The 24,883-nt window shown below is 42.1% G+C and carries 21 protein-coding genes; 12 read left to right on the top strand and 9 right to left on the bottom strand.

What is annotated here, in order from left to right:
- Positions 1-64: 64 nt before the first annotated feature.
- From AC4CU3_RS12370 to AC4CU3_RS12350, 5 genes are all read right to left on the bottom strand, one after another.
- The gene (locus tag AC4CU3_RS12370; protein WP_279688374.1) at positions 65-550 is read right to left on the bottom strand and encodes a DUF934 domain-containing protein; all 486 of its coding nucleotides are present in this window, start codon (positions 548-550) and stop codon (positions 65-67) included.
- Positions 543-2,186 (bottom strand): nitrite/sulfite reductase, encoded by a 1,644-nt coding sequence (locus tag AC4CU3_RS12365; protein WP_490738255.1) that lies wholly within the window; start codon positions 2,184-2,186, stop codon positions 543-545. The genes AC4CU3_RS12370 and AC4CU3_RS12365 overlap by 8 nt, the downstream gene beginning before the upstream one ends.
- 380 nt (positions 2,187-2,566) lie before the next feature.
- The gene (locus AC4CU3_RS12360; protein ID WP_490738254.1) at positions 2,567-4,969 is read right to left on the bottom strand and encodes a glucose/quinate/shikimate family membrane-bound PQQ-dependent dehydrogenase; all 2,403 of its coding nucleotides are present in this window, start codon (positions 4,967-4,969) and stop codon (positions 2,567-2,569) included.
- A 184-nt stretch (positions 4,970-5,153) separates the two neighbouring features.
- On the bottom strand, positions 5,154-6,431 hold the full coding sequence (locus AC4CU3_RS12355; RefSeq protein WP_490738253.1) for a carbohydrate porin: 1,278 nt from the start codon (positions 6,429-6,431) through the stop codon (positions 5,154-5,156).
- Positions 6,432-6,550: 119 nt separating this feature from the next.
- Complete coding sequence (locus AC4CU3_RS12350; RefSeq protein WP_490738252.1) at positions 6,551-7,669, bottom strand: CaiB/BaiF CoA transferase family protein; 1,119 nt, start codon at positions 7,667-7,669, stop codon at positions 6,551-6,553.
- Between the two features lie 209 nt (positions 7,670-7,878).
- On the opposite strand from AC4CU3_RS12350, the gene AC4CU3_RS12345 reads away from it, so the two are divergent.
- The 4 genes from AC4CU3_RS12345 to AC4CU3_RS12330 all read left to right on the top strand — a co-directional run bounded on the left by AC4CU3_RS12345 (position 7,879) and on the right by AC4CU3_RS12330 (position 13,231).
- Positions 7,879-8,889, top strand: a complete 1,011-nt coding sequence (locus AC4CU3_RS12345; protein ID WP_004695134.1) for an AraC family transcriptional regulator — start codon at positions 7,879-7,881, stop codon at positions 8,887-8,889.
- A gap of 190 nt (positions 8,890-9,079) precedes the next feature.
- A complete protein-coding gene (locus AC4CU3_RS12340; protein WP_058870228.1) occupies positions 9,080-10,285 on the top strand; it encodes an acetyl-CoA C-acetyltransferase in 1,206 nt (401 codons plus the stop codon).
- 283 nt (positions 10,286-10,568) lie between these two features.
- A complete protein-coding gene (locus AC4CU3_RS12335; protein WP_490738251.1) occupies positions 10,569-12,701 on the top strand; it encodes a 3-hydroxyacyl-CoA dehydrogenase NAD-binding domain-containing protein in 2,133 nt (710 codons plus the stop codon).
- Positions 12,702-12,889: 188 nt separating this feature from the next.
- Positions 12,890-13,231, top strand: a complete 342-nt coding sequence (locus AC4CU3_RS12330) for a hypothetical protein (protein ID WP_490738250.1) — start codon at positions 12,890-12,892, stop codon at positions 13,229-13,231.
- Positions 13,232-13,263: 32 nt separating this feature from the next.
- Here AC4CU3_RS12330 and AC4CU3_RS12325 read toward each other — a convergent pair whose 3' ends face one another.
- The gene (locus tag AC4CU3_RS12325; protein WP_201952393.1) at positions 13,264-13,698 is read right to left on the bottom strand and encodes a GNAT family N-acetyltransferase; all 435 of its coding nucleotides are present in this window, start codon (positions 13,696-13,698) and stop codon (positions 13,264-13,266) included.
- A gap of 59 nt (positions 13,699-13,757) precedes the next feature.
- A complete protein-coding gene (locus AC4CU3_RS12320; RefSeq protein ID WP_490738249.1) occupies positions 13,758-14,972 on the bottom strand; it encodes a class I SAM-dependent methyltransferase in 1,215 nt (404 codons plus the stop codon).
- A 106-nt stretch (positions 14,973-15,078) separates the two neighbouring features.
- On the opposite strand from AC4CU3_RS12320, the gene trhA reads away from it, so the two are divergent.
- The 3 genes from trhA to AC4CU3_RS12305 all read left to right on the top strand — a co-directional run bounded on the left by trhA (position 15,079) and on the right by AC4CU3_RS12305 (position 17,745).
- Positions 15,079-15,720, top strand: coding sequence for a PAQR family membrane homeostasis protein TrhA (gene trhA / locus AC4CU3_RS12315; protein ID WP_490738248.1), 642 nt, complete (start codon positions 15,079-15,081; stop codon positions 15,718-15,720).
- Positions 15,721-15,863: 143 nt separating this feature from the next.
- Positions 15,864-17,180: an MFS transporter gene (locus AC4CU3_RS12310; RefSeq protein WP_490738247.1), complete on the top strand. Its 1,317-nt coding sequence runs from the start codon at positions 15,864-15,866 to the stop codon at positions 17,178-17,180.
- 142 nt (positions 17,181-17,322) lie between these two features.
- Positions 17,323-17,745, top strand: coding sequence for a hypothetical protein (locus AC4CU3_RS12305; protein ID WP_010327454.1), 423 nt, complete (start codon positions 17,323-17,325; stop codon positions 17,743-17,745).
- Between the two features lie 7 nt (positions 17,746-17,752).
- Here AC4CU3_RS12305 and AC4CU3_RS12300 read toward each other — a convergent pair whose 3' ends face one another.
- Entirely contained in the window at positions 17,753-18,763 is a 1,011-nt protein-coding gene (locus AC4CU3_RS12300; RefSeq protein WP_010327455.1) for a metallophosphoesterase, read from the bottom strand.
- Positions 18,764-18,951: 188 nt separating this feature from the next.
- On the opposite strand from AC4CU3_RS12300, the gene AC4CU3_RS12295 reads away from it, so the two are divergent.
- Positions 18,952-20,493, top strand: coding sequence for a phospholipase D family protein (locus tag AC4CU3_RS12295; RefSeq protein WP_413772691.1), 1,542 nt, complete (start codon positions 18,952-18,954; stop codon positions 20,491-20,493).
- Positions 20,494-20,497: 4 nt separating this feature from the next.
- On the opposite strand, the gene AC4CU3_RS12290 is transcribed toward AC4CU3_RS12295, so the two are convergent.
- A complete protein-coding gene (locus tag AC4CU3_RS12290; protein ID WP_029575103.1) occupies positions 20,498-21,322 on the bottom strand; it encodes a lysophospholipid acyltransferase family protein in 825 nt (274 codons plus the stop codon).
- Between the two features lie 356 nt (positions 21,323-21,678).
- Here AC4CU3_RS12290 and hflX point away from each other — a divergent pair, with 356 nt between their 5' ends.
- The 4 genes from hflX (at position 21,679) to AC4CU3_RS12270 (ending at position 24,641) form a co-directional block, all read left to right on the top strand.
- The gene (gene hflX, locus AC4CU3_RS12285) at positions 21,679-23,010 is read left to right on the top strand and encodes a ribosome rescue GTPase HflX (RefSeq protein ID WP_058951672.1); all 1,332 of its coding nucleotides are present in this window, start codon (positions 21,679-21,681) and stop codon (positions 23,008-23,010) included.
- A 43-nt stretch (positions 23,011-23,053) separates the two neighbouring features.
- The gene (locus tag AC4CU3_RS12280; protein ID WP_004695106.1) at positions 23,054-23,425 is read left to right on the top strand and encodes a hypothetical protein; all 372 of its coding nucleotides are present in this window, start codon (positions 23,054-23,056) and stop codon (positions 23,423-23,425) included.
- Positions 23,426-23,435: 10 nt separating this feature from the next.
- Positions 23,436-24,110, top strand: a complete 675-nt coding sequence (locus AC4CU3_RS12275) for an LrgB family protein (RefSeq protein ID WP_004695104.1) — start codon at positions 23,436-23,438, stop codon at positions 24,108-24,110.
- A gap of 87 nt (positions 24,111-24,197) precedes the next feature.
- Positions 24,198-24,641 carry a DUF2147 domain-containing protein gene (locus AC4CU3_RS12270; protein ID WP_078389018.1) on the top strand — a complete coding sequence of 148 codons (444 nt, stop codon included), beginning with the start codon at positions 24,198-24,200 and terminating at the stop codon, positions 24,639-24,641.
- Positions 24,642-24,883: the final 242 nt, after the last annotated feature.

The raw sequence follows: 24,883 nt of genomic DNA, 5'->3' as shown, positions 1-24,883 counted from the left end.
AAAAATGCTGCATATAAATACAAAAAAGCTGAACCGAAGTCCAGCTTTTTATTCACTTGAAAATTTAAGCGCCCGTTTGATAACTGGCGTGTGCAACGGCTGTTGATGCTTGATATGGATTTCTAAAATCATTTAAACCCGCTGCAGCCTCAAGAATGTCTTTACCTTCTTTAATGACAAAGGTATCAAAGCCTGAACGTTTCATGTAGTTCAAGACATCTTTAAACACATCACCTGTTGCACGTAGTTCACCTTGGAAACCTTGGCGACGTAATAGCGCTGCAAATGAATAGCCACGACCATCGTTAAAACCGGCAAAATCAATAAAGATGGCATCTAGCTGATCTAAAGGGAACTCATGCGTTTCAGGAGAAGCATCGACTGTAACCAGTAGTGCTTTTTTACCCGAAACTTCAGCTAATTGATCTAACTGCTCAACCGTTAAAACCACATCACCTTGCGGTAAAACACCATCTTCACCAATCACTTGATAAGTATTGTCTGCAATCGAGCCATCTTTAGAGAGGACTTGTAGTGCTGTATTAAGCATATGCACGCTCCTTAAAGGGTTGAATGCCTACACGGCGATAAGTATCAATGAATTCTTCACCCTCAGCACGAAGGTCAAGATAAGTATTTAAAATTTCTTCAACGATGTCTGGCACAACTTCAGCTGCAAATGAAGGGCCTAAAATGTCACCAATTGAAGCATCATGATCGGCATTACCACCCAAAGTGATTTGGTAGAATTCAGCGCCTTTTTTGTCTACACCTAAAATACCAATGTTGCCCACATGGTGATGACCACATGCATTCATACAACCTGAAATATTCAGATCCAGTTTGCCAAGGTTATAAATGGTATCTAAGTCATCAAAACGACGTGAAATCGCTTCTGAAATAGGAATCGATTTCGCATTTGCCAGTGAACAGAAGTCACCGCCTGGGCAGCAGATAATGTCGGTTAAGAAACCGATGTGTGCACGCGCTAGATTGTTTTTCTCAAGAATAGTCCACAGTTCAAATAAATCCTTCTGTGGCACATCTACCAAAGAAATATTTTGCTCATGCGTGGTCCGCAGTTCACCAAAGGTGTATTTGTCTGCAAGGTCTGCAATCAAATTCATCTCTTGCGTGGTCATGTCACCCGGTGCAATACCCGTACGTTTCAACGAAATCGTTACAATACGGTAGCCCTTCACTTTATGCGCATTGGTATTGATATTGAACCACTGTTTGAATTTGGGATGCGCAGCAAACTGCTCAGAAAAGTCTTCATCTGCATAATCTTGATAATCAAACGGTATAAATTCTTCGTCTAATTTCTGCAAAATTTCAGGCTGAATTTTTAAAGTTTTAATGGTGTGCGCAAACTCAGCTTCGACTTTTTCAGCAAAAACTTGAGGCGTCAACGCTTTCACCAAAATCTTAATACGTGCTTTGTATTTGTTATCACGGCGACCATGTAAGTTATAAACACGCAGTACGGCTTCTAAGTAAGCAATCAGGTCTTCACGCGGCAAGAAGTCACGAATGAAACTACCAATCACCGGGGTACGACCTAAGCCTCCACCGACTTTAATTTTATAACCAATTTCGCCCGCTTCATTTTTAACGATATACACCCCAATATCATGGAATGAGGTCGCTGCACGATCGGTTTCTTCAAGTGCTGATACCGCAATCTTGAACTTACGTGGCAAGAAAGCAAATTCTGGGTGGAAGGTTGACCATTGACGGATCAATTCACACGTGGGACGTGGGTCAGCCACTTCACCAGCAACCACACCTGCATATTGGTCTGTGGTGGTGTTACGAATACAGTTACCCGAAGTTTGGATTGCATGCATTTGTACAGAAGCTAGCTCTTGAAGCATGTCTGGAACATTTTCTAGCGCAGGCCAGTTAAACTGAATATTCTGACGCGTTGAAACGTGTGCATAACCACGGTCAAACTCAGTTGCAAGTTGTGCAACTTTGCGCAATTGCGTTGAGTTCATTAAGCCATAAGGCACAGCAATACGTAACATTGGCGCATAGCGTTGTACATAGAGACCGTTTTGAAGACGTAATGGGCGGTACTCATCTTCAGTGAGTTTTCCAGCTAAATAACGTTCCGTTTGGTCACGGAACTGTGCAACACGTTCATTGATCAGTTGCTGATCGAAATCAGTATATAAATACATGGCGTACAGCTAGTAGTTTCATTATAACGGCTGACAGCATAACGAGATTTAAACTATCAACAAAATGCGTTTTTTACATATTTCATAGCTGTTTTATTGATAAGGATAAGTAGATGTACAGTTTGTCCCTAATCCTAAAGGTTTTTTCTGATTAAAGTATTTTTTATTAGATACTTATACATTATTCAGCTAACCCCGTTCAGCCTATCACAGACACACTAGCCCATCCATTGCTACTGCGCAAATTTTAAACCCGGCTTTCTGGATAAATCTCAATTTTTATATTCTTTCCTCGTCCTTACTTTGCTCTTTTAAACCGACTGCACATAAAAATAGCCTGACGAATCAGACTATTTGAAAGTTTAAATGACTACAGAGGATTATTTTGTATCTGGTAAGGCATACGCCACCAAAGCATCTCCCATCTTGGTGCCAAATGAACCATGACCACCCGCCATAATGACCACATACTGTTTGCCATTACTTTCATAAGTCATTGGTGTTGCTTGACCACCTGCTGGTAGACGACCTTTCCAAAGCTCATCACCATTGGTCACGTTGATGGCACGGATATAATTATCCTGCGTACCACCGACAAACATTACATTCCCCGCAGTTGAGATTGAACCACCAAGCATAGGCACCCCCATTTTAAATGGTGGTAATTGAATTCCTGGTAAGCTGTCACGGATCGTACCAATACGACGTTTCCATGCAACTTCGTGGGTATTTAAATCTACACCCGCCACAAAGCCCCAAGCTGGCTGTTTACATGGCAAACCAAATGGAGACAAGAACGCACTGATCTCTACACCGTAAGGCACACCATACATCGGTTGTACACCCGCTTCGGTGCCTGCACCTTTGGCTGTTTTCGGACGGTTTGGATCGGCTGGAATGAGTCGAGATACAAACGGTAAACCGATTGGATTCATCACCGCAATTTGACGATCAGGGTTAACGGACATACCGCCCCATTCAAATACACCCAAGTTGCCTGGGAAAACCAAAGTTCCATTTTCTGAAGGTGGGGTATAAATACCGTCATAATTCAGTTTGTGGAAAGACACACGGCACATTAACTGGTCAAACATGGTTGCGCCCCACATTTGCTTATCCGTCAGTTTCTCTTTTGGCGCAAGGTCAAAGTCTGAGAAAGGTTGTGTCGCAGAGTAACGCTCACCTTTGGTTTGTGGCCCACGTTTCACTGTTTGTGGTACAGGTTTTTCTGTAATTGGAACAATGGCTGCACCAGTACGACGGTCTAGAACAAAGGCATTCCCTGTTTTCGTTAATACGTAAATGGCAGGAACCATTTTGCCTGACTTATCTTTAATGTCCGTCAATGTCGGTTGTGATGGTACATCCATATCCCACAAATCATGATGCGTGGTTTGGAAATTCCACACCAACTTACCTGTTGAAGCATTCAGTGCCAGCATTGAGTTGGCATAACGCTCATGCAACTCAGTACGATTACCGCCCCAAATATCTGGCGTACCCACACCCGTTGGAATGTAAACCATATCCAGAGCTGCATCATAGGCTAATGGTGCCCATGCATTCGGTGAGTTTTGAACATACTTTTGACCCGGAGCTGGAATCGCGTTCGGATCTTCTGCACCTGTGTCAAAGACCCACAACAATGCACCCGTATTCACATCATAACCACGGATTACACCTGAAGGTTCTTCAGTTGAATAGTTATCTGTGGTTGAACCTGCAATAATAATCGTCGTGCCTGTGACCACAGGTGGAGAAGTTGGGATATAACCACCCGGATAAGGGAATGGCATATCTTTTTGTAAGTCAACTTCACCATTTTTACCAAAGTCAGTACAACGCTCACCAGTATCAGCGTTGATAGCAACCAAACGGCCATCATTCACAGGTAAGATTACTTTACGTGGACATAGCGCAGACGATGACTTTTTATTCTGCAAGCTGGCTTCAAAACCAGCCGTATTGTTCGCATCATAATAAGACACGCCACGACAGGTTAAATGTTGGAAAGTATTGTCCGCTTTGAGTTTCGGATCAAAAGTCCATTTCGCCTTACCTGTAGCAGGGTCAAGTGCAACAAGTTTTTGGTGCGTGGTACAGATATACATATTGTCCCCAACTTTAATTGGGGTGACCTGATTGGTGGTTTCACCAGAGTCATTTTCTGTTTTAAAGTCGCCTGTGTTATAGGTCCAAGCGACTTTTAAATCTTTAACATTCTCAGAATTAATTTGCGTTAAAGGAGAATAGCGCAAGCCCGATTGAGTACGGCCATATGCAGGCCAGTCGCCATCAGCAACACCTGGAATGGACTGCGCGGTTGCAGGCTGCTTGCTGCTTAGTTCACCTCGAATTTCTTGAGGGTCATTAAATACAGCATAGATCATCACTGCAATAGTAATTGCCAGTGAACCTGTTAAAACCAGTTTTGCACTTTTAGCGTTGTCAAAACCGCGTGTAACCGCTGGAATGAGTAGCCATAAGCCAAATAAACCAAGGATATCTAAACGTGGTGCCAAGGCAAAGAAGTCTGAACCCACTTCCCATAAGCCCCAAATCACCGTACCCAAGACCAGCAACGCATAAACGATTAATGCCGTACTTTTTAATTTTTGCAGTAGAACTGCAGTCGCGATGAAGAGTAAACCTGCAATGATGTAGTACCAAGACCCACCAAGCACTGCAAGATAAATCCCTCCTATCAGCAGGACTAAACCAAAGATCACAGCAATCACAGCTGTAAAAGTTTTAAGCCCTGAACCTGAAGACGGAGTACTCATATTGACCACCTTTTTCTTAGATTCTGTTAAAAGCTCATATCGTTTTAATATCGATATGAGCACCTAGACAGTTTTTAGATTTTAAGTATCTGTCCAAACGACTTATTTCGAACAGTTTTATGCTTTGAACAACCGTTAAAAGTATTTATCAACCTTGCTGGACAAATACTTATCGATCTAGAAACTAAAATGCGGTCTGGAATTTAATTCCGCCGACCCATGCATTTTCACCATTTTTATACGCGCCTACATGGTGGATATATTGGATATTGGGACGAATGGTTAACCAGTTAGCTGCATGTATACCGTAGTAAATCTCGGCATCATATTCTTCACTTTGTAAGCCACGGGCATCGACGCTGTTATTGGCAATATTCGCGTCATTGACATCATCATTGATATTAATACGGGCTAGGCCAATCGCGATTTCGTCTTGAGGGCGAGCATCAAAAGCGCCTTTATAGACCAAACCAATGTTCTGCATGTCACGAACCGTATTGGTATCTGAATCATGTAGTGTGAGATTCACAAAACCTGTCAAACCGCGCGCAGCATCACCGTGATGTGCTGTGAGTTGCTGCTTGGCAACAACCCAGCCGCCTTGTTTATGTGAGGTTTGCTGTGGGTTTTGAATGTCTGTGGCATCTGCCGAACTGTAGTAATAACCCGCACGATATTCGCCGGGTAATTTTTCAGCCCCGAACTGAGGAGACCACACCACTTCAGCAGGAATAATGGCACCCTGCGAACCATCGGTACTTAAGTTCCAGCCTTTGCCACGTTCTAAGTTTTCAGGGTTATATTCATATACCCCGACTTGTGCATATAGGTCTGGCCGAAGGTTATATTTGACTCGCGCAGCCCACTGGCTGACAGGCCAGTTGTACCACTGATCACCGACCCAGTTACCAACTTGAGAGCCACAGAGCGCAAGGTTTTGGAAATCACAGTCGAAACTGTTGAAGTCTTCACCTTCACCAAAACGACCGACTTTGATGTCTAACTTTTGATCCATGAACTTTTTCTTAATCCACAAATCGGTTAAACGCCACGTTTGACCACGTCCCCACACTTCTTGAGTGGAACTTAAATGCCCATCTAAAGCATCGGATGTTTGAGAAAGTGAACGCCCATTGCGCTGGGTAATGGTGATTTGGGCCTCAGTATCCTGCCAGCCCAAAATCTTGTCTAAATCGAAGTGCGTACCAAATGCAAACTGGTCTGCATATTCGGTACCATGACTTGAAGAATGTGAGGCATCGAGCAACGTTGCCATTTCACCCGTATAGCCAAAGCTAAAGTCGTAGCCTTTTTGTTGCAATGCGCTGCGCTGACCATTCCAGTCACCCAGCATCCAAGGACTTTCTGCCTCAAAGGCATTTGCAGCATACACACTTTGAAAGCAGCAACTGAGCGCTAAGAGACTGAGGTTAAAACACCAACTTCTTTTACATTTATTCATAATTGGTGACCTTTCTTACAAAATTACAACTAATCGATATGATACGCTTTATTTGTATAAAAACCCATTTTATGACGTTTTGTTGTTTTAAATCCATCCAAATTATCGTTATATGATATTTACAAGAAATCAAAACCAAGTGGTTTGCCTATAAATTCATATCTTATTTTTGAACGTGAAAACTTAATTGGACAAGCTAATTGTTGTTCGCTTTTTGTACTCCCCTCTTGTAAAGGTACAGAAACCACCCACGCACGATCTTTAGCCAACTGCGAATCGAGTGCTTCATCCAACTTTAATACAGGCTCAACGCAGACATCTTGCTGCTGAAAAATTGCGTTCCACGTGGCAAAATCTTGAGTTTTAATTTTGTCTTTTATTGCTTGTTTCACCACCTGACGGTCTTCGGTTGCCAGTGAGGCTCCTTTTTCAGCCACAATCGGCAATTCTAAAATCTGGGCCAGTCCATTTAAAAACTGTGGCTCCAAACTCCCAATCGATAAATAACGCCCATCTTGCGTTTCATAATAGTCATAAAAAGTCGCACCATTGAGATAGCTTTGCTCGGGCCCTTGTTTTTCCTGCCCTGCTAAGCTCGCAGCTGCGGCCATACTACTGAGTCCCACCACACAGTCGGTCATGGAAATATCAATATACTGTCCCAAACCACTCCGCTGTCTTTCAATTACTGCGGCTAAAATTCCAATCACACTATGCAAAGAGCCGCCTGCAATATCCGCAATTTGAATCCCCATTGGTGGTGGTCCACTGTGCTGTCGGCCACTATGTCCCGCGATACCTGACAAAGCCACATAGTTGATATCGTGTCCTGCTTTATTTTGATACCCTCCTGTTTGCCCATAACCCGTAATGGAACAATAGATCAAGCGCGGATTAATTTCAGATAAGGTCTGATAATCGAGCCCTAATCTTTGCATCACACCTGGACGGAATTGTTCAATCACAATGTCATAGTCTGAAATTTTCGATTTGATCAGTTCAATATTGGCAGGATCTTTCAAATCCAGAGCGACAGCATGCTTATTTCGGTTGAGATAACTATGTGCAGTGGCCTGTCCATTGGCATAAGGTGGCATTAAACGGATCAGATCTGGGCGGGTTGGAGACTCGATATGGATCACTTCTGCACCTAGGTCTGCTAAGTACATTGTTGCAAAAGGTCCAGGTAAAAGTGTAGAAAAATCGAGAACTTTCAATCCTTTCAATGCCATATCCATGTTTATTTTCTCTTTTTATGTTGATTTTTTAGCTATTTTAGAAATATAAAAGCAACAAAACAATGTCATGTTCAGCCATTTACCTTGATCATTTCGGCAATTTAACATGTAAAAAGGCAAAAAACTTTAGTGTAAATTGCCTAAAATACTTTTTTTAGCGTCATTTAGGTCAAACGCAAGTGAATATAAAAGAGACTGAAGGATTAAATATGAGCCGCGATACCATTAGTATCCATTTCGTCAATGCGGCTTTAACTGGCGTAAAACGTCTCGGCATGGATGTCGAAACATTACTTTCTCACGTAGGGATTGAGGCAGAACTGCTGCGTCAACCTAAAGCCCGTATTTCTCCAGAACAATATACTCGCTTCGTTAAAATGTTATGGATGGTGACCCAAGACGAACATGTTGGCTTCGATAAGCAACCACGTCGTTTAGGTACGTTTGCCATCATGTGTCAGTTGATTATTCATGCCAAAACCTTAGGTGATGCTTTAGAACTGTCTTCACAGTTTTATAAATTGTTTGGTGATGAGTGGTCGGTGACCTTAGAACGCGACAAGCACGAAGCTCGTCTTGTTCCTCAGATTCCAAAATCGATGGATCCAGATCACTTCATTACCGAAAGTATGCTGATGATTTGGCACGGTCTCGCGTCTTGGTTGATTGAACGTCGTTTACCGCTGGAACGTGTGCACTTTGGTTATGAACGTCCGACTCATGCAGATGAGTATGATGCCCTGTTCTTCGCACCTGTGATGCAGTTCGACATGCCGCGTACCGAAATCACTTTTGCGGCAGATTATTTGGACTTACCAATTCGTCAAAATGAAGAAACGTTAGAAGAGTTTTTAAAAGCCGCGCCTGCACAGTTGTTGGTGAAATTTAAAAACACCAACTCACTCACTTCACGTATTCGTGATGTATTGAAGAGCCAAATTGGTGAGGAAATGCCAACTCTGAATGATGTGGCTTCTATGCTGTATTTATCTCCACAAACGTTGCGTCGCCGCTTAGCTGCTGAAGGTAAAAGTTACCAAGGCGTGAAAGATGCATTACGTCGTGATGCCGCGATCCACCTACTATTGAACCCAGGTTTGACTTTAGAAGATGTGGCACAACAAGTGGGCTTTAGTGAAACCAGTACCTTCCACCGTGCATTTAAAAAGTGGACTGGGGTCACACCCGGTTTATATCGCCAACTACACGGCTATCACTAATTTTCTAGTTTAACGACGGTTCGGCACATTGCTAAACCCAAGATTTCGATCTTGGGTTTTTTTATGCTCAACTCTTCAGTCTATTGGCAAAAAGACTCATCTGACCTGACCCGTTCTAGTCATTGCATCACAGCCATTAATTTGTACACTCAAATGCATAACAACTTAAAAGTCATAACAAGGAACAGCTATGAGCGAGGCTTATATCATTGACGCCATTCGCACACCACGCGGAAAAGGAAAGAAAGATGGTTCATTGCATGAAGTAAAGCCGATTACTTTACTGACAACATTATTGAATGAACTTAAAGATCGCCATCACTTAGATACCTCTAAAGTAGACGATATTGTCTTGGGGTGTGTTACTCCAATTGCAGACCAAGGTGGTGATATTGCTAAAACTGCGGCAATTGCTGCGGGTTGGGACAATGATGTTGCAGGTGTGCAAATCAACCGTTTTTGTGCATCAGGTTTAGAAGCGGTCAATATGGCTGCGCAAAAAGTACGTTCAGGCTGGGAAGATGTGGTTGTTGCAGGTGGTGTTGAGTCGATGTCACGTATTGCAATGGGTTCAGATGGTGGGCCATGGGCATTAGACCCTGAAACAAATTTAAAATCACACTTTGTTCCGCAAGGGATTGGTGCAGATTTAATTGCAACATTGGATGGTTATACACGTTCAGATGTCGACGCATTTGCTGCAAATTCGCAACGCAAAGCAGCAGCTGCGCAAGCTGCGGGTTATTTCAATCAATCAGTGGTTGCTATTAAAGACAAAGCCGGTGTGACCATTTTAGATCAAGATGAATTTATCAAACCGTCAACAACAGCAGAAGGTTTAGCAAAACTCAATCCAAGTTTTGAAATGATGGGGGCAATGGGTTTTGATGCGATTGCATTACAACAATATCCCGAAGCGCAAAAAATTAACCATGTACATCACGCAGGAAACTCATCGGGTATTGTTGATGGTGCGGCACTTGTATTACTTGCTTCCGAGAAAGCGGTCAAAGAACAAGGTTTAAAACCACGTGCCAAAGTATTGGCGACCGCATTGGTGGGTTCAGATCCAACCATTATGCTGACAGGACCTGCACCTGCTGCTCGTAAAGCATTGGCAAAAGCTGGTTTAACGATTGACGATATTGATCTATTTGAAGTCAATGAAGCATTTGCATCAGTGGTGATGCGTTTTATGACGGAATTAAAAGTACCTGCTGAGAAAGTTAATGTAAATGGTGGTGCAATTGCGATGGGACATCCATTGGGTGCGACGGGTGCAATGATTCTTGGAACATTACTGGATGAATTAGAGCGTCAAGGCAAAAAGCGTGGTTTGGCAACATTATGTGTGGGTGGTGGCATGGGTATTGCGACCATTATTGAGTTGGTATAACCACCTAAATTTTATTGAGCATTTGATACACAAATCAGTCATACGCAACCTACCCATTTTTTGAATCTAATGTTTTTGCAATCCTTTCGATAGGAATAGTAATTAAAACAGGTTTTGCGTATGACAATGGTTTTGCCTACTTTTGCCGAAACAAAAGTAGGTCGAACCGAAGGTTAAACCCGAAATTAAAATAAATTTGGAATGACTCTGCGATGCTGAAAATTCATACAACTATGCAGAAGTATACATTTCAAGTTCAAAAAATCATTTGGATAAAAACTTTATGAGCGCAATTCAATATTTAAAAAATGACGATGGCATTATTATTCTAACTTTAGATTCTCCAAACCAATCTGCAAATACTATGAATGCAGATTTCCGTGTAGCTTTGGAAAATATTGTTTCTAAACTGAAATCTGAAACTTCTATTACAGGGATTATTTTTCGTTCAGCGAAAAAAACTTTCTTTGCAGGCGGCGATTTAGATGAGTTAATTCAAGCACGTTTGGAAGATGCCACTCCATTTTTTGAAATGATTCAGAAAATGAAAGCAGAGTTTCGCTATATCGAAACTCTAGGTGTTCCTGTCGTTGCAGCATTGAATGGTACAGCTTTAGGTGGTGGTTGGGAAATCGCTTTAGGGTGTCATGCACGTATTGCATTGAATGATCCTAAAACGAAGTTTGGTTTGCCTGAAGTGACTTTAGGTCTACTGCCAGGGGGTGGTGGTATCGTGCGTATGGTACGCCTTTTAGGTCTACAAAATGCTTTTCCATTCTTAATGGAAGGTAAGCAGTTTGGTGTGGATAAAGCAAAATCTCTCGGTTTAATTCAAGACATTGCAGAAACACCTGAAGAGTTGATGGATAAAGCCATCGCTTGGGTAAAAGAACATCCAAAATCACAACAACCGTTTGATGTAAAAGGTTATAAAATTCCGGGTGGTGATCCTAAAACACCTGCGGTTGCGCAAATGCTGGCGATTGCTCCAGCGATGCTCCGTGATAAAACTAAAGGTTGCTATCCTGCACCTGAAGCGATCATGGCGGCAGCGGTTGAAGGTGCGCAAGTCGATGTTGATACAGCGCTGACTATTGAATCACGTTACTTTACTTATCTTGCCACAGGTCAAGTTTCAAAAAACATGATCGGTACTTTTTGGCATGGAATGAATGCAATTAAGGCAGGTGCGAGTCGTCCTAAAGACGTTGCAAAATGGCAAGCAAGCAAAGTCGGTGTACTTGGTGCAGGTATGATGGGGGCAGGTATTGCTTACTCTACAGCAATCAAAGGGGTTCCCGTTGTACTGAAAGATGTTTCTGTAGAAAATGCAGAAAAAGGTAAAGCCTATAGCCAAAAGCTACTGGATAAAAAGGTCTCTCAAGGTCGTATGACGGCTGAAAAACGTGATCAGGTTTTAAGTTTAATTACAGCAACAGCATCTGCGGAAGATTTAAAAGGCTGTGATTTAATTATCGAAGCTGTATTTGAAAATCAAGAACTCAAAGCGAAAGTCACTCAAGAAGCCGAAGTATTCCTTGTAGAAGGTGGTGTGATGGCTTCAAATACTTCGACATTACCGATTACTGGTTTGGCAAATGCATCGAAAGATCAAGCAAATTTCATTGGTCTGCATTTCTTTAGTCCAGTCGATAAAATGCAATTGGTTGAAATTATTAAAGGTAAAAACACTTCTGCTGAAACTTTGGCAAAAGCATATGACTATGTACAGCAAATTGGCAAAATTCCGATTGTTGTGAATGATAGCCGTGGTTTCTTCACCAGTCGTGTATTTGGTACTTTTGTTCAGGAAGGTCTGCGTTTACTGCATGAAGGTGTACATCCAGCTCGTATTGAAATGGCAGCACTCAAAGCAGGCATGCCAGTTGGCCCATTAGCCATTCAAGATGAAGTTGCATTGACACTTTCTGAACATGTTGCCAATGAAACCCGTAAGGCGCTTCAAGCTGAAGGTAAAGATTTACCTAGTTCAGGTGCAGATGATGTGATTCAAACCATGATTCATACTTTTGACCGTAAAGGTAAAGCTGCTGGTGCAGGTTTCTATGATTACCCGGAAGGTGGGAAAAAGCATCTTTGGGAGGGTTTGAACCATTGGAAGCAAGACGTAGATATTTCTGAACAAGAAATGATAGACCGCTTCCTGTTTGTACAATCACTAGATACTTTACGTTGTTATGAAGAAAATGTTCTTGAATCTGTGATTGACGCCAATATCGGTTCGATCTTTGGGATTGGTTTTGCGCCGTGGACAGGTGGTGCAATTCAGTTTTTAAATCAATATGGTTTAGACCAAGCTGTACAACGTGCCAATGAACTTGAAGCGAAATACGGTGAGCGTTTCAAAGCACCGCAACGTCTGGTTGAGTCGGTATCATCGGATCAGATTCGCTAAAACTTCCACCTTAAAAAAGGGATCGGCAGATCCCTTTTTTATGTTCTCAGCACACAACAAAATTAACCTGCTGATTCAGCATCTAATTTTGACTTATTTTAGTGCATTCTTTTCAAGCTCGACGTAGTTTTTTGTGTTATAAAGTTACATAGTTTTAGATTTATTTTTATTCAATTGGGCTGTTGCACATGACTGACAATACTTCTCCTGAAAAATCACCATGGGGTTGGAAAGCACTGATTATTGCTTTCATTTTAAGTGGGATTTTCTTAGGTATCTTCTACCTTGCGATTACCAATGAGCCTGACTATATGCCAAGTCAGCAAACGCAGCAAAACTCTCAGCAACATGCCTTTAAAAATGCGCCTGCGATGTCTGAAGAAGCCATGGCCAAAGCACAAGCGGATAAAGAAGCGCGTGAAGCAAAAGCTCAAGCAGCTTCTGAAGATACCACAGAACATGCAACCGCTGATGAGCACAGTATGAATGCCGATGAACACGCGAAAATGTCGTCTGAACATGGTCACTAATATGCTGTGACTAATAAAAAAGCCCTGAAAGATCAGGGCTTTTTTATGGATGATAAACGCATATGGATATGCGGAATACCACAATCCAAATACTCCTCACCCTCTTGCATAAAGCCCAAAGCCTGATAAAACGCTTGCGCATGTACTTGAGAGGATAAGACTAAAAATGGACGCTGTTGCTGTTGAGCATATGCAATCACCGCCTGCATCAGAACTTTGCCTACGCCCAAACCACGATGTGACTTCAAAACTGCAACACGACCAATACTATGATTTTGCAAAAGTCGTGCGGTGGCGATGGCTTGATCTTGTTCATAGACCACAAAATGAACTGCGATTTCATCTTGCTCATCCCATTCATCTTCAGCAGCAATGTTTTGCTCTTGAATAAAGACCTGCTCACGAATCATTTTCGCAGCATGTTGCAACTCTTCCCATGTTCCGTGTGTAATTCTCAAGCTCGGCATTTTCATTTCCCTATAAATCATCTCTGTATTAGTCATTGCACTAAAAGGTGATGTTCAAATCAGCATTTATAGCCTACATCTTGCTGATCCCATTGATCATTCAACAGCAATTCCAGTGAGTGCTTTTGAATACCATACATCTCTTTCAAGGCTTGAATTTGTGCCAAGACAGCAACATCGGGCGCTTGATAGTCCTTACGCTTGGTTGCCAAAATCATTTTGTTCTTGCTGGTATGCTCAAGTGCTACAAACTCAAACACTTTGGTTTCATAGCCATAGGCTTTGAGTAATAAGGCACGAATAGTATCCGTCAGCATTTCAGCTTGCTGTCCCGCATGAATGCCAAACTGCAACATCGGTTGTAACACGAGCGGAGCTTTCAGCTGTGGGCGTAATTCTTTATGACAACACGGCGCGCACATGATCATTTCAGCATTTAAACGAATACCCGTATGGATCGCAAAGTCAGTCGCGACATCGCACGCATGCAGCGCAATCATCACATCGAGGCGTTCAGGTTGGTACGTCCGAACATCGCCCTGAAAAAAATCAAGTTGCTGAAACTCCGACTTGTTCGCAACCTCCTGACAGAATTCTACCATCTTGCTGTTTAGCTCAACCCCAGTCACAAAAGGATTCAGATCTTGCTTTAGCAAATAATCATACAAAGCAAAGGTTAAGTAGCCCTTTCCTGAGCCAAAATCGACCACGCGCAGTTGTTCAGGCAGCTGAATATGACTTAATGCCCCTGAGAAAATTTCGACAAACTTATTAATCTGCTTCCACTTACGCGCCATACTGGGAATGATGTGCGATTTTGCATCGGTAATGCCTAGAGGCTGTAAGAAATAACTGTCTTGATCGACAAAACGCTGTTTGACACGGTCATGACCTTGCTGCTCAAAAGCTTTGGCTGCCGTTTTATTTTTACTTTGCGTCAGCATGGCTTTCTTCTTGTTCTTCTTCAGTTGCCACTCTTGTTCAGTCGTCATCAAATTGGCTTGTTTACACCGCGCCAACAGTGCAGCTACCGTTTCAAGTGCTATGTCTAATGAATAATTTTTGGTGACATCTTGGGTTTTATGGCGATATAAACAGCTCAATACAGGCTGTCCTTGCAACATGACGACTCGAAAAGTCATCTTCTCGAGTTGCTCTAGTTCACCCTGATATTGACTCAGAATCATCCGATCAAAACTTTGAGATTCAAGCGCTTGCTGAAAGGCCTGAAGGAATTGCTGCTCTTGTGCAAAGGACGATACCGAAACGGTCATAATAGAAACCAAAAAAAGAATTGCGATTAAATTTTAAAGCGTCTTACGCTAAATGCAAATTTGAATTACGATACAGTTGTATATTTTATAAAAATGCACATGACTTATGAGCGCTCGCCCTGTTGTAAACTACGATCCAGTTGAAGAAAAAATCAACTTTATTAGCCATGCTATTGGTGCAGGTCTTGCACTCATAGCGGGTATTTTATTGATTATCAAAGGATCTTACTTAGAAACAGCGCAGTGGATCGGGCTGTGGGTCTATGCTTTGAGCCTATTTTTATTATTTGCCGCATCAAGCTTGTATCATTTTGCCGAATCTCCAGAGCGTCGCGGCTGGTATAAAAAATTAGATCACACTGCCATTTATTATCTGATTGCGGGCACCTACACTCCATTTTTGTCTATTGCAATGCCCACACAAAAAGCCCATTACCTACTCATTGCACTTTGGGTGATTGCAATCATTGGTACACTATTCAAGTTAGTTTTCATTCATCGCTTTGAAAAAATTTCACTGATTGCTTATCTGCTCATGGGATGGCTGGCTGTGCTGGTAATGGATGATATGCAACGCTTTTTATCTAAACCTGCTTTGACTTTTTTAATCATTGGTGGACTTTCCTATACCATCGGTGCATTGTTTTATGCGCTAAAAAAGGTAAGATATACGCACGCTATCTGGCATATTTTTGTATTGATTGGTGCAGGATCACATTTCCTGTCCATCTATCTTTACGTGATATAACCCGCGCACACTACATTTTTTAGTAACCCTAATTCCGCAGTCTGCCCGAGGAACATTCGTATTTTTTTAAAAAATTACGCCTTTTTTAAAAAGATGACGCTTTTAAAACTCAGTTCGACTATTTTTTAAGTGTAAGGTCTACCATGGCGTCATTAAATACTGCTGTTGCTGAAAAACAGCAGCCTGTAAACTCAAAATTTCGCGTACTTACAGCCAGTCTCGTAGGTACCACAATCGAATTCTTCGATTTTTATATTTATGCGACTGCTGCAGTCATCATTTTTCCGTATTTGTTCTTTCCAGCAAGTACCGACCCGATGACCGCTACAATTCAGTCATTAGCAACCTTTGCGATTGCCTTTATTGCACGCCCGATTGGTGCTGCACTGTTTGGACATTTAGGTGATCGTATCGGCCGAAAGGCGACCTTGGTTGCAGCTTTGCTGACCATGGGACTTTCAACCGTGTGTATCGGCTTATTACCCACCTATGCACAAATTGGAATTGCCGCGCCATTACTACTTGCACTGTGTCGTTTAGGTCAAGGACTCGGCTTAGGTGGTGAATGGTCGGGTGCGGTATTGCTTGCCACAGAAAATGCACCTGAAGGTAAACGTGCTTGGTATGGCATGTTCCCCCAACTGGGCGCACCGATTGGCTTTATTTTAGCAACGGGTTCATTCTTGACGCTGGGTCATTTTATGACTGAAGAAGCGTTTATGACATGGGGCTGGCGTATTCCCTTTATCTCGAGTGCATTACTGGTGATTGTAGGCCTATGGATTCGTTTACAACTACATGAAACTCCTGCATTCCAGAAAGTTTTAGACAAGCAAAAAGAAGTTAACATTCCGTTTAAAGAAGTGATCACCAAACACTGGGGCATGTTGATTTTAGGTACCATTGCAGCCATTTGTACCTTTGTGGTGTTCTACCTCACGACGGTATTTGCTTTGCAATGGGGTACCAAACAGCTGGGTTACACCCGCGAACAGTTCTTACAACTTCAACTGGTCGCAACCCTGTGCTTTGCTGCATTCATCCCCTTGTCAGCAGTTTTAGCGGAAAAATTTGGTCGTAAAACCACATCTATTGCTGTCTGTGTTGCTGCGGCGTTATTTGGTTTAGTGTTCTCAAGCATGTTGGAATCAGGCAGTACCCTTGTTGTGTTCTTGTTCCTGTGTATTGGTTTATCCATCATGGGTTTAACCTATGGACCAATTGGTACTGTGCTCTCTGAAATTTTTCCAATATCCGTTCGTTATACAGGTTCAGCACTAACCTTTAACCTTGCGGGGATCTTTGGGGCATCATTTGCACCTCTCATTGCCACCAAGCTTGCAACCACCTACGGTTTACACGCAGTAGGTTACTACCTCACGGCGGCATCACTACTGTCTTTATGTGCGTTCTTAATGATCCGTGAAACCAAAAATGATGATGTAAATAATCAAATTTGACCCTGAATTTGATGTCTAAAAACCAGCACAGTGATGCTGGTTTTTTTATACCAATGCTTTAACAAACGCTACAAAAACCATATTTAAAATCTGTCGTTTTACTTCAAAAATAGAGAGAGATACAGATGAATAGGACCGAAAAATGGATGAAAAAATACAACAACTCACCAATGAACAACTCCTTGATGTCATCGTATTAGTTGAAGAAAATAAAATTATTCAAGCCATTCAATACATCGCCACACATACCGCTTTTCAATACGATGATGCACAAGAGATCGTGACTGAACTCACGAAGCGGCATGATGCTGCACTAAAAAGCATGTATCGCCATAAACGACATCAACAACAACGCATATCAACCGCTGAATTAAGACACCGCAGCTCCCTTGTGTCTGAAGGACAGAGCTTTACACAACAACAGCCACAAAGCCCGCATAGCACAGCAGTGAATAACCTCGATGCAATACAAGACCTACAAGCGCTTCATACAAAAAATCACAACCTTTGGATCGTCTTGGCTGTGGTCATTTTGGTTTTAAGCTTTATTTTTTATTGGTTCTAAACCCAACTTAAATCAGTTCAATAATATCGATCGTCGGTGGTACGCGAAAACGAAACGGCACACCCACCATACCTGTTCCAACCGTGACAAACACATCCGCATGTTCATGTCGGTACAAGCCTTTTTTGTGTCCTAATATAGATACTTTTTTCATTACATAGTCTGTGAGCCATGGCAGTTCAACTTGACCACCATGGGTATGACCCGAAAGCATTAAAGGACGGCTGGGTAAAGCGGGTATCATATCGACCGTGTCTGGATTGTGCGATAAGATGACCCATGGTTTGTCCTGCGGTAAATGCGGCATAAAACGCATATCCGCCTTACCTGCCCACAAATCTCCGACTCCAATCAAACGAAACTCTTCAAATTCAACAATCTGACCTTCAATATCAATCACATTATTCACCTTCAAAGCATGTCTTAACAAATTTTGAATCGGCGGGCCTGGATATTGTTCATCATGATTGCCATTGACCGAATAGACTGGCGCATTAATTTCTTGCAATACTTCTAATTCTTCTGCCAGTGTATTTTCAGGTTCATATGTCCAATCCCCTGCAACCACCACCAAATCAGGTTTTTGTTCATTCAGTCGTTTGACGATTGTTTTCAGTTGTCGCTCATGCCCTGAAAATAGACCAATATGTAGATCGGCAATTAAGGCAATACGAACAGGTTTGAGTAATTTATAATCTTCTTGGATTTGATATTGAGTGGTTTTGACATGTACAAAATGCGGTTCGATGAAACGTGCATAACACAGCACACCACTAACCAAAAACACAAAAATAGCTTCATGCCATGAATAATAGCCCTGAAAGCCGGCATATAAGCTAAAGAAAAACAAAGGAATGAGTAAATAAGAGAGATAAAAAGCCAACAAATGCACAAAGGCTTTAAACGGATGAATAGTCTCCGTATTGGTTTGACTGATCCATGCCTGATACACCGCCCACCCCGCAAGCAAGGCCATCGCAATATAAAAATAGAACACGACGGAGTGTATATTCATCATAGACTTTTACTCACAAACTGTTCATCAAGAACACATAATCTTCTGTTTATCTTTTCACAGCTCAGAATTATACTCAAACCAAATTTATAGACCTTATGACGATGGAAAAACCTCACGGCTTAGCGAAACAAACTTTATTCCGCTCATCTTCGACTCAGCAAGGTGCCAAACTGTTGTTGCTGAGCTGTATGGTTTTGACTGTCCCAGCGTGTAACACCTTACCCAAACAAATCCCACAGACGCCCGTCTATGCCTTTGATTTGCCAACCGATCAAACCAGTTTAGGCAAAATCGTACTGCCTTTACGTGAACAAAATCCAGGCCTTACAGGTTTCCATATTCTCTATAATCCACTAGAAGCATTGGCCGCGCGTATCCATCTTATTGATAAGGCAGAAAAAACCTTAGATCTACAATACTATATTTGGGACAACGATCGTATTGGTTCTTTAGCGCTTTATTCTATTTTGAAAGCCGCTGATCGCGGGGTGAAGGTTCGATTACTAATCGATGATAACAATGCCAAGAAAATGGAAGGCATTTATTTGGCGCTCGATCAGCACGCCAATATTGACATCAAACTGTATAACCCCTACCGCTTCCGTCACTATCGTGCGATGGATATGGTCTTAAATCTAAAACGCATCAACCGCCGGATGCACAACAAAAGCTTCATTGCCGATAATCAAATTTCGTTGATTGGTGGGCGTAACATGAGCAATCAATATTATAACGTCAGCGACAGTTATCAGTTTTCAGATGTTGATGTGATGTTGGTCGGCTCTGCCTCAGATGAAATTGTGCATTCCTTCGATGAATACTGGAATGACGACTATGCCTTTCCAGTGCGTCAAATTGTCAACGCCAACCATTACAGCTTGCGTTATGAAGGTTTAAAAACCCAGTTAGAGCAGCACTATCAGGAAGTGACCGTACAAAATTATTTGGATCTGGCCAATCGTTCACAGGCCTTTGAACACTGGTTAAATGATAGTATCCAGTTCGATTGGGTCAAAGCCGAAGTGGTGAAAGACTCACCAAGCAAAACCAAGTCTCGTGCGAAAAAAGAAGAACATTTAAACTTCCAGTTGCAAACCCATTTAGAAAAGCCAATGGAAAGCATCGACATTATTTCGGCCTATTTTGTGCCTGAACGTAAAGGCAAAAAACATCTGGCAAACCTAGCTCAAAGTGACATTCAAGTTCGCGTACTGACCAACTCATTTAAAGCCAATGATGTGCCGTTGGTACATGCTTTCTATGGAAAATATCGTGAAGACTTGCTGGAAAGCGGTGTTCAACTCTATGAGTTTTTAGCCACACCTGCGGCCGAAGCCCTAAACGAAAACAATGAAGAAATTTCCAAAAAAGCCAAAGTCAGCATCAAAGGATTAAGCCGCTCGAGTCTGCATGCCAAACTCATGGCCATTGATGAGAAACAGGTTTTTATTGGTTCATTTAATTTTGATCCCCGCTCTGCCAACTTAAATACAGAAATTGGGGTTTTACTGAACAGTCCGCCGCTGGCCAAAGCGGTACACTACACCATGGACCAAAACCTCAGTAAATATGCCTATAAGCTGGTCCTAGATGCAAACAAAAACATTAACTGGCAAATCAAACAAGCTGATGGCTCTACCAAAACCTATACCACTGAACCAAAAATGAATTGGTTTAAACGCGCTGGTCTCAAAGTCGTTTCTTGGCTACCGATTGAAGGCTTTATGTAAGCCTTCAAGCTTGTTGCATGTTGGGTTGGGACTTCAAAACTTTGTGATGTAAATCAGCCAAACCTTGCACCATTTTTTGTTGGACCAGTGCCGTTAAACTCTCAACCGTATGTCCTGCGGTACAAATGGCTGGGAGCGCAACTAAATGTGCCGTGACTTGTGGCATTTCTAGTACTTTTTTAACATGCTCGGCAAAACTAATGTTACCGATAAACGGAGAGACTTGGTCAAGCCCACCCTGTTGATTCACATAGCAAATCAAACAAATTTGCACATCACGCTGGGCCTCAATTGCTGCGCCTAATATACGTCCATGCACCTTTTTCACTTTAGAACCATCGGTCGTGGTCGCTTCCGGGAAAAACAACACAGGAATATCTTGTTTTAAAAACGCTGTAATTTGCTCTCGAATTTTGATGGAATCGCCTGAACCACGTTGAATAAACAAAGTTCCACCACTTTTTGCCAGCTTGCCAAACACAGGCCATTTTTCAATTTCAGCCTTGGCCAAAAAGAAAACTCGTGCGCCTGAACCTAAAACCGCGACATCTAACCACGAAATATGATTGCTGACCCAAAGTGCAGGCTTACGTGGAATATCCCCGTGGACATGAACATCAATGTTAAAAACCTTGCACAGTCGACGACAGAAATACTGCACGTAACGGGTATTTTGTGGATTGTTAATGTCTTTATACAAGCCATGTCGATAGACCAAATAAAACCCTTCGGACACGGCGCCAAGCCCTGAAGCCAGCTTTTTACCATACAGAAAAAGCTTAGAGACACCTTTTATTGATGTTGTTTTTATTTCAGTATTCGATTGCATAGACGGTTCACTTGGCACAGCTTCATTCAACATTTAATCATTGATTTCGGCTCATTCTATACTGATCTTGAGCAACTTGCATTGATCATAAAAACCGAAGGCCCAGATGATTATTTTCAATTTTAATCGCTTAAACAAATTAATTAAAATAAATCAATCGAAATACTAAAACATGGTGTGTATATGAACGACCACGTAAATCCTCCAGCTCCGCCGTTAAATCCTGTTCAGGCACTGAAATTTATTATAGGGCTCAGTATTTTATACTTTGGCACCTTACTGCTTTTGGTTCACTTATTTCGCTCAATCTCAGCAAATTCATCTACACTAGAGTTTTCAATGTGAGATCGAATTTAGTGGAATATTTTGAGCAGAAGCAAGGTGGCGAAAAAACCATTTTAGTCAGTGTTGCCATCCATATTCTGGAAGACCTTGATGCAGAAGAATTTCGTTTGCTTGCTAAGTCGGCAGGTGCAGAAATTCTGGAGCATGTTCACGCTCAAAGATTCAAACCCGATGCTAAATATTTCATTGGTTCAGGCAAAGCAGAGGAAATTGCTGCTCGCGTTGAGGAGCTTGAAGCCACGCTGGTGATTATTGACCATGCCCTAACACCCAGTCAGGAACGTAACCTGAGTCGTATTATTAAGTGCCGCGTCATTGACCGTACACGCCTTATTTTGGATATCTTTGCACAACGTGCCCGTACCCATGAAGGTAAACTTCAAGTCGAATTGGCTCAATTGGATCACTTGTCTTCTCGACTGGTCGGTACAGGCATTAGCCTCGATAGCCAAAAAGGCGGGATTGGACTCCGTGGTCCAGGTGAAACGCAACTCGAAACTGACCGTCGTTTACTCCGTGTCCGTGTTGGACAACTTAAAGATAAATTAGAAAAAGTCCGTCAGACCCGTATCCAAGGCCGTGCTGCACGTCAAAAAGCCGCGATTCCAACCGTTTCTTTGGTTGGTTATACCAATGCGGGGAAATCGACCCTGTTTAACACCCTAGCCAAATCTGATGTTTATGCCGCAGATCAGTTATTTGCAACCTTAGATCCAACCTTAAGACGTTTGGAATGGGATGGTATTGGCCCACTGGTCCTAGCCGATACGGTTGGTTTTGTGCGGAATCTCGCGCATGCTTTAGTGGAATCGTTTAAAGCGACGCTAGAGGAAACATTAGAAGCCAGTTTGCTGTTGCATGTGATTGACTCGAGCAGTCCAGACCATATGGAACAAATTGAAGCCGTTGAAAAAGTGCTCAAAGAAATTGGCGCAGATATTCCAATCCTACGGGTGTATAACAAGATCGATCAAAGTGGCGAACAAGCCAAAATCATTTACGCTGAACCCAATGTACCTGAGCGTGTCTATGTCTCAGCACATACAGGCGAAGGATTTAATCTACTACGCCAAGCGGTCCAAGAGTGCTTGATGGGCCAAATTCAAAATTTTGACGTCCTACTCAAACCAGCCTATGGCAAATTGCGTAATCAACTGTACGCCCTAAATGTGATTCAATCTGAAAATTATGATGATGAGGGCAACCTACACCTACAAGTGTATATTGCGCCACATAAACTTGAACAATTGATCAAACAAGCACATTTACCGATTGATGAAATTTTAGGTTTGAAAGCAAAACAATTTCATCGTGAACTCGAAGAATTTGAAATCAAAAGCTAAATCGGTTAAAACGTGATAAGTAAAATGTTAATGACAGAACAAAATGGAATGGATAAAAACTGTTGATTGGAAAGCATGGATCGGCACGGTTGCACTGATCATCATCTTTCGTGAAGCGGCTGTGTGGATCACTGGACGTTTTGGACATCCTGAACTGGGCAATTTAATTGGACTGATTAGTTTATTAATCGTCCTTTTGGGTTGGAGAAAATTTCATAAAATTCCAGCACGTTTGGTCGATACCAACAATAAAATCATGAAAGAAAGTGCCTTTGCTTTTCTACCTATCAGTGCAGGCTCCCTGCTGATGATGACGCATTTAGGCAGTGAAATCCCAATGTTCTTGGTGGTGCTGTTTGTCAGCACACTAATTCCACTGTGGGTTTACGCAAAAATGTCTAAGAAATGGCTTTAGGAGTGTGCACATGATTCCCATTATTTTCGGTTTTTTCCTAACCCTCGTTGCCTACTTACTGGCAAAGCCACTCAACAAAAAACTGCCACAAATTCCCGTGATTGTTTTTGGCATGTGCTTTGTGATTGCCCTGCTGTTGTTGTTAAACATTCCGTATGAGCAATATATGGCACAGGTAAATCCAGTGTTTAACCATCTGCTCGGTTATGTGACGGTCGCATTAGCTATTCCATTGGCTGCTATGCGCTATGATGACCTCCCCCTCAAAGCAGTGGTGGGCATCTTAGTCTTTGCCAGTATCAGTGCGGTCGGACTGCCGATGGGACTGGCTTATCTATTACATTTGTCTGACCCTACCATTATGGCATTTGCCACGCGCGCAGTCACAACGCCAATTGCGATTAACATTGCAACACTGCTGCAAGCCCCTGTGAGTCTGGCAATTTTAATCGTTATTTTATCCGGTGTGATCGGTGCTGCATTTTCACCACTGATCCTCAAACACATTAATGATGAACGTGCATCGGGCTTAGCGCTAGGTCTTGCAGCTCATGCCATCGGTACAGCTCAAGCATGGCAACGGGGAAGTATTGCTGGACGTTACGCAGCCTTTGGAATGGCTGTCAATGCGGTATTTACAGCAATCTGGTTACCGTTGTTTATTCTATACTTGCAAAAAATGTGATATGTTCCTCACATAAACAATTGTATTGTTTAAAAAATCGACTTAAGATGAGTTTGTCGTTGATTAAATGATAAAAGGATTTTGTTCATGAGCAAATTGACACTTGCAATCGCATTCGCTACAACCGTTATAGGTAGTACAGCTTTCGCTGAAGATATTAGCGGCACTTGGAAAAATATTGATGACAAAACTGGGTCGTCAAAAGCCATCCTTGATATTCGCCAAGAATCAAATGGGACATATACCGCTAAGATCGTTAAAGTGACGCCTCGTCCGGGTTATACACCAAAAGAAACGTGTATTAATTGCCCTGCGCCGTATACCAATAAGCCTATTTTAGGCATGGATGTGATGAAAGGTTTGAAACACAGCGGTGATACCAATTACACGGGTGGAAAAATCATTGATCCACTGTCTGGTAATATTTATAGCTGTAAAGCAAAACTCAGTTCGAATGGCAAACGCTTAACCTTGCGAGGATACGTGGGCATATCTGCTCTAGGTCGTAGTCAAACGTGGATTCGAGAATAATCTAGGTTCTTATTACTGAACAGGATTGGTCTACGCAATCACTTGATCAATTCATTTTAGATTTTGTAGACCACCACTGAGTCACTCATACATTGCATCAAACTTAGTCTGATGGTTTCAAATTCAATGAATAAAAGAGTTTCAGCTAAGCATGTATGATTTTTCAATTTTTAAAGGCAACTGCCTAACTCATATCTAAACACAAAACAGTTTGCCTTGTGCAAACTGTTTATTTTTCTGTG

The organism is Acinetobacter sp. 802_lipA (genome assembly GCF_058242885.1).
Note: the sequence above shows the minus strand (reverse complement) of the source record. Positions and strands in the feature narration are given on the sequence as shown.